The sequence below is a fragment of the Victivallis sp. Marseille-Q1083 genome, assembly GCF_903645315.1.
Taxonomy (GTDB): Bacteria; Verrucomicrobiota; Lentisphaeria; order Victivallales; family Victivallaceae; genus UMGS1518.
The window spans coordinates 131810-143885 of record NZ_CAHJXL010000001.1 but is presented as its reverse complement, the minus strand read 5'-3'; the positions used below and the strand labels follow the sequence as shown (position 1 = coordinate 143885).

Annotated in this window: 10 protein-coding genes; 4 read left to right on the top strand and 6 right to left on the bottom strand. The window is 61.3% G+C overall.

Features of this window, described 5'->3' with window-relative positions:
• Nucleotides 1-21: 21 nt before the first annotated feature.
• The 5 genes from HWX74_RS00515 to HWX74_RS00495 are packed head-to-tail and all read right to left on the bottom strand — an operon-like array spanning nucleotide 22 to nucleotide 6101.
• Nucleotides 22-1773, bottom strand: a complete 1752-nt coding sequence (locus HWX74_RS00515) for a beta-galactosidase family protein (RefSeq protein WP_176011662.1) — start codon at nucleotides 1771-1773, stop codon at nucleotides 22-24.
• A 41-nt stretch (nucleotides 1774-1814) separates the two neighbouring features.
• Nucleotides 1815-2441, bottom strand: coding sequence for an L-threonylcarbamoyladenylate synthase (locus tag HWX74_RS00510; protein ID WP_176011661.1), 627 nt, complete (start codon nucleotides 2439-2441; stop codon nucleotides 1815-1817).
• Entirely contained in the window at nucleotides 2434-3933 is a 1500-nt protein-coding gene (locus HWX74_RS00505; protein ID WP_176011660.1) for a sodium:solute symporter family protein, read from the bottom strand. The genes HWX74_RS00510 and HWX74_RS00505 overlap by 8 nt, the downstream gene beginning before the upstream one ends.
• Before the next feature lie 49 nt (nucleotides 3934-3982).
• Nucleotides 3983-4870: a lipoyl synthase gene (gene lipA / locus HWX74_RS00500; protein ID WP_176011659.1), complete on the bottom strand. Its 888-nt coding sequence runs from the start codon at nucleotides 4868-4870 to the stop codon at nucleotides 3983-3985.
• 1 nt (nucleotide 4871) lies between these two features.
• Nucleotides 4872-6101, bottom strand: coding sequence for a beta-ketoacyl synthase (locus tag HWX74_RS00495; RefSeq protein ID WP_176011658.1), 1230 nt, complete (start codon nucleotides 6099-6101; stop codon nucleotides 4872-4874).
• 286 nt (nucleotides 6102-6387) lie between these two features.
• On the opposite strand from HWX74_RS00495, the gene HWX74_RS00490 reads away from it, so the two are divergent.
• Genes HWX74_RS00490 through HWX74_RS00475 form a run of 4 tightly spaced genes read left to right on the top strand, consistent with a single transcriptional unit; the run spans nucleotide 6388 to nucleotide 10442 of the window.
• Entirely contained in the window at nucleotides 6388-7386 is a 999-nt protein-coding gene (locus HWX74_RS00490; RefSeq protein WP_176011657.1) for an ABC transporter ATP-binding protein, read from the top strand.
• Nucleotides 7367-8272, top strand: a complete 906-nt coding sequence (locus HWX74_RS00485) for a M48 family metallopeptidase (RefSeq protein WP_176011656.1) — start codon at nucleotides 7367-7369, stop codon at nucleotides 8270-8272. Before HWX74_RS00490 ends, HWX74_RS00485 begins: the two co-directional genes overlap by 20 nt.
• The gene (mutL, locus tag HWX74_RS00480) at nucleotides 8244-10088 is read left to right on the top strand and encodes a DNA mismatch repair endonuclease MutL (protein ID WP_176011655.1); all 1845 of its coding nucleotides are present in this window, start codon (nucleotides 8244-8246) and stop codon (nucleotides 10086-10088) included. The genes HWX74_RS00485 and mutL overlap by 29 nt, the downstream gene beginning before the upstream one ends.
• A gap of 21 nt (nucleotides 10089-10109) precedes the next feature.
• Nucleotides 10110-10442: an HNH endonuclease gene (locus HWX74_RS00475; RefSeq protein ID WP_176011654.1), complete on the top strand. Its 333-nt coding sequence runs from the start codon at nucleotides 10110-10112 to the stop codon at nucleotides 10440-10442.
• Nucleotides 10443-10568: 126 nt separating this feature from the next.
• Here HWX74_RS00475 and HWX74_RS00470 read toward each other — a convergent pair whose 3' ends face one another.
• On the bottom strand, nucleotides 10569-11969 hold the full coding sequence (locus HWX74_RS00470; RefSeq protein ID WP_176011653.1) for an efflux RND transporter periplasmic adaptor subunit: 1401 nt from the start codon (nucleotides 11967-11969) through the stop codon (nucleotides 10569-10571).
• Nucleotides 11970-12076 lie beyond the last annotated feature (107 nt).

Below are 12076 nucleotides of genomic sequence, written 5' to 3'. Positions count from 1 at the left end.
GAACGGCTGAAGCGGATGGAATCAACCGAGGTTCGGCGCGTCGGTCAGGGTGGCTTCCCCGCCGTTGAGTTCGTGCAGTTCGAAAACGATCAGTTCATTGCGTCCGGGTTTCAGCCAGACGCCCGGGACATACAGCGTATTGCCCGGTCCGATGTTCCAGTATCTGCCGAGGTTGCGGCCGTTGACGTAGGCAACGCCTTTGATCCCCGGAAATTCGAGGAAGGTATCGGCCGCTTCGGCGACCTCGAAATAACCGCGGTGGAAGGCCGGCTGATTGGCCGCCTGCCGGAACGGACCGAATTTCAAGTTGGTCAGGTCGTTCAATTCCAGCGCCCAGGTGTCCCAGCCGGCCATCGCCTGCAGCCAGAACAACGCGCCGTCCGGCAGCCCTTTCTGATCTTTGCCGACCAGCGGACCGTAATTGGTGCGGCCCATGTTTTCGACCAGGATGTCGATCAGGCAGCCTTCCGGCGGAACCGTCAGCCTGATCGACTGCCGTTCCTCGTTGCGGTACAGCGTCGCCCGGTACTGGCCGTCGATGAAGATGATGGCCCGGTCGTGGACCCGCGGCAGCGTCAGATCGTTTTCGGCCAGCGGGCCGGGCTGGAAATGGCGATAGTGGATGAAGCCGAAGTTCTGTCCGAAATATTCCATCGTCTCCGGCATGGCGGTGCGGTGCCGGGCGGTCAGCCGGTCGAGGTTGTCGAACAACGCGGCGCTTTCGGCCAGTTTCACTTTGCCGTAAGCCAGTTTCCGGGACGGGGCCGGAGTGCCGAATTCCGCATCCGGCCGGTATTTTCTGATCACCTCCTGGAAGGCGAAAAATTTCGGACTCGGATCGCCGGCTTCGGTCAACGCCGCGTCGTAATCATAACTGGTTACGGTCGGTTCGAAACCTTTTTCGGACAGGCAGTTTGCACCGTTGGTGAAGCCGAAGTTGGTACCGCCGTGGAACATGTAAAAATTGACCGAAGCGCCGGCGCGCAGCATTTCATCGAGGGCTTGCGCCGCGTCGGCGGCGTCACGGGTGTGGTGCTCTTCGCCCCAGTGGTCGAACCAGCCGTTCCAGAACTCCATGCAGAAGTCCGGGCCGTCCTGGCGGAAGGTGTGGCCGATGGCGAAATTATCCGGTCCCTTGCTGCCGAAGTTCAACGTCATCATGCACTCCGGCAGCGTGCCGCCCTGCATGAAGAAATCGCCGGCGCCGTCGGAGGTGAACAATACGACGTCGATGCCGGCGTCGAGGTGCAGTTTCCGGATATAACGCAGGTAGTCCTTATCCTGGCCGTAGCTGCCGTATTCGTTTTCAAGCTGGACGGCGATCACCGGACCGCCGTGGGTATGCTGCAGTTTGACCAGCCGCGGCAGGACTTGTTCGTAATAACGCGTCAGGGCCGCCAGGTACGGTTCGTTCAGGCAGCGGAACCGGATATTCGGCTTGGTCGACAGGTAGGGCGGCAGGCCGCCGTTGTCCCACTCGGCGCAGATATACGGTCCCGGCCGGACGATGGCGTACAGACCGAGCGCGGCCACTTCTTCGAGAAAAGCTTCGAAATCCAGATTGCCGCTGAAATCCCAGACTCCTTCCGCCGGCTCATGCAAATTCCAGCAGAAGTAGGTCTCAATGCTGTTCAAACCGCACTGTTTGGCTTTTTGCAGCCGGTCGCGCCAGAGTTCGCGCGGCACCCGGAAATAATGGATCGTTCCGGAGATGATTTGCGTTTTTTTCCCGTCGATCAACAAAGCGCCCGGTTCATAACTTACGTTCGGCATGGTTTCTCCTGATGATTGGTTAAACTTGGAATTTGGTTGTTTTATCGTTCGATGGAGCCGGCGGAAGCTTCCGCCAGGACTTTGGCCAGTTCCGCTTCGGCGATCGGTCCGGGCCGCAGGATCTTGCAGCCGTCGACCAGGCTGACGACGGTCGAGGCCAACGCGTCGGCGGCGATCGGTCCGCCGTCGACGGCCAGCGTCACGTCGCCGGTCAGCTCTTCAAGCGCCTGTTCCACGGTCAGCGCATTCGGCCGGCCCGACCGGTTGGCGCTGGTCGACGCCAGCGGGAAATCGATTTCCCGCAACAGCGCCAGAATCAGCGGATGGTCGGGGAAACGGAGCCCCAAGGTACCGCCGGCGGCGGTTCGGCCGATGACCGTCAACGGTCCCGGACAGAAATGCCGGACCAGCCGTTCGAGGCGCGGATTCGGCAACAGACCGTATTGCTGCGCCATCCGGCAATCGCGCGCGAACATCGCCAACAGTTTGCTGCGGTCGCGGTCTTTCAATTCGTAGATGCGGTCGATTGCCGCCTGGTCGTCCCAGCGGCAAATCAAGCCGTAGACCGTTTCGGTCGGCACCAGGACGACCGCGCCGGGCGTCATCAAGGCGTCCCGGCAGGCGGCAACTGCCGCGTTGAGGTCGGCCGACGGGAGAATTTTATTCATTTGCTTCCAACTCCGGACTAGAAATATGTTTGCTCCAGCGATCCACCAGATAACTGGCCAGGAACCCGAATACGCCGGCCAGAAAACCGTACATCGATGCGATGGTCATCACCCGGTCACTCATCGCCCAGCGCAGCGGCGGCACGATGCCGTCGGCGGTGAAGGTCAGCAGATAGAACAGGGCGCCGAACCAGACCGCCGTCGCCGCCAGCATGCCGCTCCAGCAATTGCGCGGCCCGGCTTTTTTCAGGTACAGGGCCGCGACGACCGGCAGAAAGACGATGACCAGTTGGGAGGCCCAGCAGTTGATCATCAGCGAATAGATGCTCTGCACCTGCAAGGCCGCCAGCAGCGCGACGATCGTCACCATCAGCGTGAACACCCGGGTCAGCTGCAGCAGGTCGCGTTCGTTCAAATGCGGCCGGAACGGCCGGATGATATTGTTGGTGATCAGCGAAGAGGCCGCCAGCAGCGAACTGTCGGCCGAACTCATGATTGCCGACAGCAAAGCGCTGAGGAAAATGGTGAAAACGATCGGATGGAGCACTCTGCCGGCCATCAGCGGCAGCAGCATGTTGGTGTCCTGCAGTTCCGGCAGCACCAGCCGGGCGGCGAAGCCGATGGTCAGCGGCACGACGGCGATGCCGAGGTAACCGACGCCGGCCAGGATGGCGCTGACGGTGGCGATTTTTTCCGTCCGGCTGGAGAGCGACCGCTGAATCAAATCCTGGCCGACCATGCAGCCCAGGCCCATGATGCACCATTGGCCGATGTAGTAAATCCAATCCTGGAAGGAAGAGCAGTGCGGCAGCAGCGACAAATGCGCCTCCGGCACGCCGGCGAAAATGGTGTCGAAGCCGCCGGCCTGTTCGATGGCGCCGGGTACGATCATCAGCAGCCCGAGGATGATCAAACTGACCTGGACGACGTCGGTCAGGGTTACCGCCCACATGCCGCCGGCAATCGTATAGCCGAGCACCAGGCCGGCGCCGATCAGGGTGCCATAGGAAATCGGCAGATCGAACAGCATCTTCAGGATAGTGCCGATGCCGAGCACCTGGGCGCCCAGCCAGCCGATGTAAACCGGAATCAGCCAGCAGGAGGCGTAGACGCCTGCCCATTTGCCGTATTTCCGCTCAATGATTTCGGTGACGGTGAGCAGACGCAGATGGCGCAGCTTGCCGACGATGAAAATACCGGCCAGGATCAGACTGAGCGCCGCTGCGAACGGGTCGGCGATGACGCCGCCGATGCCGTCGGAATAAACCGTGCTGGCGACGCCCATGCTGGAACCGGCGCCGAACCAGGTGGCCAGCAGCGTCGCGGTCGCCATCCACAGCGGCAGACGGCGGCCGGCCACCAGGAAGTCTCCCATGCCCTTGACCCGTTTGCCGGCAATGTAGCCGATGAAAACGATCACCAGAATGTAAAGGCCGATGCCGCAATACAGGAAGATTTTTGCGTTGTCATCAAGCTGTAACGTATTTTCCATGGAATTTCGTAGTCCCCCTGTGAGCTTTCGGTTGGCCGGCGGCCGGACGTCAAGGTGTGGCCGCCAGTTCGCCGGCCCGGTAGGAGCTGCGCACCAGCGGCGCGGCGGCGACGGCCCGGAAACCGAGTTGCAGCGCCAGATTTTTCCATTGAATGAATTTTTCCGGAGCGACGTAACGCGCCAGCGGCCAGTGCGAGGAACTCGGCGGCAGATACTGGCCGATGGTCAGCAAGGTCACGCCGGAAGCGCGCAGGTCATGCAAGGTGGCGGTTACTTCGTCATCGGTTTCGCCGAGGCCGACCATCAAGCCGGATTTGACCGGCCCGGCGCCGTCGGCCAGCCGGGTGGCTTCCCGCAGCACCATCAGCGAACGCCGGTAACCGGCACGGCCGCGGATGGCGGCGGAGAGCCGCTCGACCGTTTCGATGTTGTGGTTGAAAACATTCGGCCGGGCTGCCAATACGGTTCGCAGCGCGGCGAGATCGCCCTGAAAATCACTGGTCAGGACTTCAATGCCGGCGGCCGGCACCGCGTCGCGGATGGCTTCGATGACCCGGACGAAGTGTCCGGCGCCGCCGTCCGGCAGATCGTCGCGGGTGACGCAGGTGATGACGACATACTGCAGGTTCAGCCGGCGGACCGCTTCGGCGATGCGTTCCGGCTCCGCCGGATCCGGCGGAGCCGGATGCGTGGCATGCGGCACCGCGCAGAAACGGCAATTGCGCGTACAGGCGTCGCCGAGGATCAGAAACGTGGCGTTGCGGCGGTGAAAACATTCGCCCAGATTGGGACAGCGGGCGCTGGAGCAGACCGTATTGAGTTTTAATTCGGCCAGCAGCGCATTGGTTTCGCCGCGTCCGCCGCCGGTGGCGATTCCGATCCGCAGCCACGGCGGCAGTTTGGCTCTGGCGCCCGGCGAAACGATGACATCCGGCATGCTAATTGCCGCAATCGCTTAAAATGACGCAGGCGTTGGAACCGCCGAACGCGAAGCTGTTGCTGAGCGCGTGGCGGATGGCGACGCCTTCGCGCGGGGCGCGCACCAGATCCGCCCAGTCGAAATTGTCGTCCGGCTGCTCCAGATTGATCGACGGGGAGAGGAAATGCTTTTCCAGCATCAGCGACGTGAAGATGATCTCCACGGCGCCGGTGGCGCCGATCATGTGGCCGGTTTGCGATTTCGTCGAATTGATGGCGATACGGCTGCCGAAGACGTTTTTCAACGCCGCCATTTCGATCGGGTCGCCGACTGGAGTGGCGGTGCCGTGGGTATTCACATAGCCGATATCCTGCGGCTTGAGGCCGGCCTGGTGGATCGCCTGCAGCATGACCTGTTCGCTGGCGGCCCGGTCGGGCACGACCATGTCGGAAGCGTTGCTGTTGGCGGCGATGCCGGCGATTTCGGTGATCGGCCGGACGCCGCGGCGCTTGACGCTGCCGGCCGATTCGAGGACGACGTAACCGGCCCCCTCGGCCAGAACGAAACCGTCGCGGTCGCGGTCGAACGGCCGGCTGGCCCGTTCCGGCGTCGCGTTGAAATGTTTGCTCAACGCCTTGATGGCGCAAAAACCGAGGCATTCCACCCAGTCGAGCTGTTCTGACCCGCCGGCGATGACGATGTCGTATTCGCCGGAACGGATGAGGCGGGTGGCGACGATGACGGCCAGCGCGCCGCTGGCGCAGGCGGCGCTGACGTCATAGGTTTCGCCGTGACAGCCGAAGACCAGCGACAAATTCGAGACGACCGAAGAAGGCATGACCCGGGGTACGACATAAGGCGACACATCGCGAATGCGCCTGGAATTGTTGTAGGCATTGGCATTGGAGAAAATTTCATAAAAGTAGCTGCCGGCGACTCCGGCGACGACGGCGATGCGCAATGCCGGAATTTCCTCGAGGGCAATTCCGGCTTCGGCCAGCGCCTCGGCCACCGCGTTGACCGACATCACCGCTCCGGGCGGACAGAAGCGCAGCCGCTTGCGGTCCAGCAGCGGATGAACTTCAAACGGCGCGGCCTTGCCGGCGACCGTACAATCCAAATTGAGCTCGGCCCAGTCGGGAATATGGACAAGGCCGCTTTTGCCGCAGCGGAGACTTGCTTCATTTTCCGCTTTGCCGTTGCCAAGCGGAGTAATCAACCCCCGTCCGGTAACAAAGACTTTTTCCATAGAGATCGTGAACCTTAATTTCTGTTGAATTTTTTGCCTTGCTTTTCGATTTTTAATATAAAGCGCTTCGCGGCCATTTCCACAATTCAAATTGCAAATCGGCAGGAAAAGCGCCGAAAAAATCTTCTCCCGCAGAAGCGGCAAAGGGAAAATGGCCAAAAATCGTCGCTGTCGGCCGGGGCGGACGCAACCGGGGAGGCGACTTTTTGTCTTTTGATTCTGGAATATTGCGATTTACCGGTGTATATTCAGAAATATTATTGTTAATGCGATTACGGGAAAATGGATGAAAGTTCTTGAAGTAAAACGGCTTTCCATTGATTTTAAAGCGGATGGCAAAAGCCTGCCGGTCGTCAGTGACCTCAGTTTCTCGGTTGGCGCCGGTGAAATCCTGGCGCTGGTCGGCGAGAGCGGCTGCGGCAAAAGTGTCAGTTGTCTGGCCCTGACCCGGCTGCTGCCGCCGCATCTGGCGCGGTACGATGGCGAGATTTTTTTCCAGGGTGCTTCGCGGCGCTGCAATACGCTGACGGCGTCGGAGGCCGAATTGCGCCGGATCCGCGGCGGCGGCATCGCCTATATCTTCCAGGAGCCGTCGGTATCGCTCAATCCGGTCTTCAAAGTGGGCGACCAGATCGCTGAGGCGATTCAGTTGCATCGTCCGGAGGTGAAGGACTTTCGAACCGAAATTATCCGGCTGTTGAAGCAGGTCGGCATTCCGGCGCCGGAACGGCGCATCGAAGCCTTTCCGCACGAATTGTCCGGCGGCATGCAGCAGCGGGTGATGATCGCGATGGCGCTGGCCAGCAATCCGACGCTGCTGGTGGCTGACGAACCGACGACGGCGCTGGATGTGACGATCCAGGCGCAGATTCTCGATTTGCTCGACCAGTTGCGCCGGGAGAGACAGATGTCGATCATTCTGGTCACCCACAATCTGGGCATCGTCGCCGAGTTGGCCGACCAGGTGGCGGTGATGTACGGCGGGACACTGGTCGAAGCGGCGGCGACGGCCGAATTGCTGGCCCGTCCCCGCCACCCGTACACGCAGGCTTTGCTGAATGCCGTGCCGCGGCTGGGCGAGGCCGGACAGCGCTTGGAGACGATTCCGGGACATGTGCCGAGTCCGGCGAATTATCCGCCGGGCTGCCGGTTCTGCGGCCGCTGTGCGCTGTCGGAAACTCGCACTGCCGCGGAGCAGCAGCGCTGCTGCGAGGAGCGGCCGGAATGGATGGAAGTAGGTTTGGAACATGGCTGCCGGTGTCATTATGTCTCTGCTGAAGGTTAAATTTCTCAGCCGTCAGTTGACGGCGTTGTTGCTGGTGCTGGTGGTGATCGTCATCCTGACCATCGTGCTGGTCTATTATTTGAACGGGCCGGAGGAATACGCCTACTGGCCGCACTCCGGTACGCTGCTCGGCAGCCGGACCCGGACCGCCGAGCCCGGGGTGCCGTTGAAGGCGCCGGACCAGCAGGAGTTGCAGCAAATGGTGTCGCGGGCGGTCTTTTTCATGCGGCGTTCCGACCTGGTGGCGGCGGCCGGGCAGTTGAGCACGGTGCTGGTTTTCGATCCGGACAACACCCAGGCGCTGGCGATGATGGGCAATATCTGCTACACCCAGGGCAAATATCCGGAGGCGGAATCCTATTTCCGGCGGCTGGTCAAGCTGGAGCCGCGCAACCCGGCGGCGCTGAACAATCTCGGCCAGGCGCTGGCCAGGCAGGGCAAATACGAGGAAGCGGTACGGGAGCTGAATCTGGCGCTGCGCGGCGATCCGGAGTCGCCGGTGATCGCTTTGAACCTGGCCGGCACCTACGCTTTGTTGAAGGACAAGGAAAAAGCACTCTCTTTTTTCCGGATGGCGAGCTGGACGCTGGGAGAGCGGGCAGTGACGGTGGCGGAGGATTCCTGCTTCGATTCCATCCGGAACGAGCCGGAATTTCAGCGGTTGCTGGCCGAATTGCGCGGCCGCAAGCAGAACGACAACACGACCTGGACGTTGGACGCCCTGATGGAAAATACTTCGGCGCCGGTCCGGGAGATGCCGGAACCCGATGACGATAACGATGGCGCTGGCGTGGAGCCGGCGCCGGCAACCGGCGAGGGTCCCTCGGGACAGTCCGCCGAACAACCGGAAGACTCCGATGAGCCAGATTCAGATCCTGCCCGATGAAATCAGCAACCGGATCGCGGCCGGCGAGGTGATCGAGCGGCCGGCTTCGGTCGTCAAGGAATTGCTTGAAAACGCGATTGACGCCGGCGCGGCGCATATTGCCGTGGTGACTGAAAAGGCCGGGACGAAATTGATTGCGGTGACCGACGACGGCTGCGGCATGGACAGCGACGATGCGCTGCTTTGCCTGGAGGTGCACGGCACCAGCAAGATCAGAACCGCCGCCGACATCGAACGCATTCAGACGCTCGGGTTTCGCGGCGAAGCGTTGCCGAGCATCGCTTCGGTGTCGCGCTTCCGGTTGAAAACCCGCCGGAAAGAAGACCCCTACGGGACGGAAGTGGAGGTCCAGGGCGGTAAAATCATCCATTCCGCCCCGGTCGGCTGTGCGGCCGGGACCGAGTTTCGGGTTCGCGATTTATTTTTCAACACGCCGGCCCGCCGCAAATTTTTGCGCAGTCCGGCCACCGAGGACAGCTATATCCAGGAGGTGGTGTTGACTGCGGCGCTGGCGCATCCCGGGGTCGCTTTCGAGCTGACGATGGACCAGCGGCCGATTTTCAATTCGCCCGGCGATGCCGATATCCGGACCCGGCTGCAAAGTTTCTTCGGCCGCAGTTATGTCGAGCAGATGCTGCCGGTGGCCTACAGCCAGGACGGCATTGCGGTCACCGGCTTTGTCGCGATGCCGGGGGTGACCCGCAGTTCGCGCCGCGAACAGCGGACGTTTGTCAACGGCCGTCCGGTCGACGCGCCGGCGGTATACCGGGCTTTGCGCGACGGCTACGATACGCTGGCGGACCGCAACCGTTTCGCACCGGCTTTGCTGTTTCTGCGTCTGGATGCCGGAGAATTCGATATCAACGTCCATCCCGCCAAGCGGGAGATCCGTTTCCGGCGGGATTACGTCGTCAGCCGGGTGATCACTGCGGCGGTGCGCAGCGCGTTGGGCAATGCGCCGATGCCGCAGATGGAACTCAACGGCCAGATTCCGATGCATGCGGTGGTTCAGGCTGCCGAAATCGGCTACGAAGTGGATGCGCCGGAGCAGCAGCCGCTGCCGTTGCACGACGATTATTTGCCGCCCGAACCGCTGGTGTCGCCGGAACCGACCAGTTTGTCGCTGTTGACCGACCGGCCGCCGACGCCGCTGGCGGTCGCCTTGAAACCGACGGCGGAACCGGAGCCGGAGCCGCCCGGCGAGCCGTATTGTCCGGTCAATTTCAAAACGGCGGACGATCCGGCGGAGGAGTATCATATCATCGGTGCGGTCGATGACACCTATCTGCTGGCGACCCGGCAGCGGACGCTGCTGATCATCGATCAGCATGCGGCGCACGAACGGGTCCTGTTCGAGAAATTGTTGCGCCAGAACGCTGAGCGTCAGGCTGCTTCCCAACGGCTGCTGCTGCCGATTCCGGTGGAATTGGGACGGCAGGCGACGGCGTTTTTGATGAAAAATCGAGGTTATTTTGCCGAACTGGGCTTCGAACTGGATGAACTGAGCAGCAATACGGTGATGGTCAATGCGCTGCCGGCGGTGCTGGGGCAGGTGGACGCCAAGAGCTTTCTGGCCGATTTGTTTGGTGATTTGACGACGAACGGCACGTTGAACCGGCGTTCGGTGATGGAAGGGATCGCCCGGGCGGCCTGCAAGGCGGCGGTGAAGGCGCACGACCGGTTGACCCGGGAAGAGATGGAAGCGCTGCTGCGGCAGTTGAATTGCTGCGAGCGGCCGGATGTCTGCCCGCACGGCCGGCCGACGATGATTGCGTTGACCTATGCCGAACTGGAACGGCGGTTCGGCCGGCGTTGACAGAGAAGGACGACATGAACAATGAGCGAGTGGATTGAGATCGACCGCGATGAAAAGCACATCGCCAGGGAGCGCCGCAAGGCGCGCGAATTGCGGCAGTCGAACTGGTGGAAGGAGCAGTTGGCGCGCGGTGTCTGTTACTATTGCCGCCGGAAATTCCCGCCGGAAGCGTTGACGATGGACCATATCGTCCCGGTGGTGCGCGGCGGCAAATCGACGCGCGGCAATGTGGTGGCCTGTTGCAAGGAGTGCAATAACCGGAAAAAATATCTGACCCCGGCAGAGCTGTTGCTGCGGCAGTTGGAGCAGGACGCCGCCACTGCCGGTGATTCGGCCGATGACCTGCAGGCTTGAGGCGTGACAGGTTGGGTGGTCGGCCGCTTCGTCCAGACGGTTTTCACCGCTTTTTCCTGGTGCGCCGGCGGAAGTTTTTGACGGTACCGCCGCCTTCTTTACCGGCGGTGAAGCGCCGCAGAACGTTTACGGCCGGGACTCCAGCAGCAATTCCATCCCGACGGTCAAATCGGGAGAGAATATCCAGGCGTTCTGGCGTTCCCAGCCGAGCACGGTGACCGGAATTTGCCGGGGAGTACCCTGTTGTTCGACCATAACGTACCTGCCGGCGTTGTCCTGGTTTTTATGCAGTGCGGCGGCCGGGATGGAAAATTTATGGGCGTTTTGCGCTTCGTCCAGTCGGACTTTCACCTTGTCCCCGACTTGGAAAGGATGGAATTTCTGGCGATAAATCACCGTGGTGCCGCTGACGGCATCCTCCGGTACATCGCCGGCCAGCAGATCGCCGTCCTTCAACGCGGATCCGGCTTTTAACCCGCGCAGCAGCATGTAACCATACCTTATTTGCAAATCGGCCAATTCGACCTCCACCCGCTCCAGCGTGAAGACCTCGGAACCGTCCGTCCGTCCGTCCGGCTGCGGTTCCGGCGGATTCAAACGCCAGACGAAATGGCCTTTGTCATCATGATGTACCGTTTCTTCGGCCGCCCACAGCGGGGCGGCGGCTTGTTTGGCCGCGATGGCGCGCACCGGGTTGAGGGCGTCGACCGAAGGCAGTTGCGTCCCGTCCGGCATCAGCACATATCCGGCGCTGCGCGGATTGTCGACGTAGCAGAACATCGCCGAAGTGGAGAGCACCGGTTGTTCCAGCCAGCCGACGGCCGGCTCGTCCGTGCCGACAGGATAAACCAGAATGCGGGCGGCGTCATTGAGCTTGAGACGGGCTTCCGGCGGCAGACTGAATCGGACCCGGATCGGGTCGATCATGCTGATCTTCAGGACCGGATCGCCGGTATCGGCCGAACCGCCCACCGACAGATAGGTTTCCGTCACGACCGCGTTGAAGGGCGAATAGCGGGTGCAGGTTTCGAGAACGCGCTTGGCCCGCTCCAGTTCCAATTCCGCTTTGCTCTTGTCCCGGATCGCCGTCGTGTAGAGCATCTGCGTTTCCTGGAATTCCCGGATGCTGACCGCACTTTTTTCCGCCAGGTCCTTGTCGCGTTTATAGTTCAATTCGCTGTCCTCCAATACCGCGTCGGCCCGTTTGAGCATCACTTCGGCGATATCGACATCGGCTTGAGGAATTTTCAGATCCTGCTGCGCCAGCAAACCGCCGGGCGCGACGATATTGCCGTCGGAGTCGAGCACTTCTCCGACAACGTAACGGCCCACCGGGGCGACGAAAGTCAAATGGCCCGGCGACTCGAATGAAATGACCGCCGTTCTGGCATATTCCACCGTCCCGTCATAAAAAGCCGCCGCCGATTCGTCCGGCACCAGTTTGAATTTGGTTATTTGCGGTTGAGTCGCCAGCAGCGGCCCGCCGGCGGCGGTGGCCAGCAGCAATGCGGAAATGAATGTTTTCATCTTTTCTCCTTCCGGTTTTAATTACTCTCTTCAGCTTTAATTTAATCCGGCAGTGAAGAAAAAGCAAACGGCCAACCAACGGCGGGTTCCGATTGACCGGCCGGCGG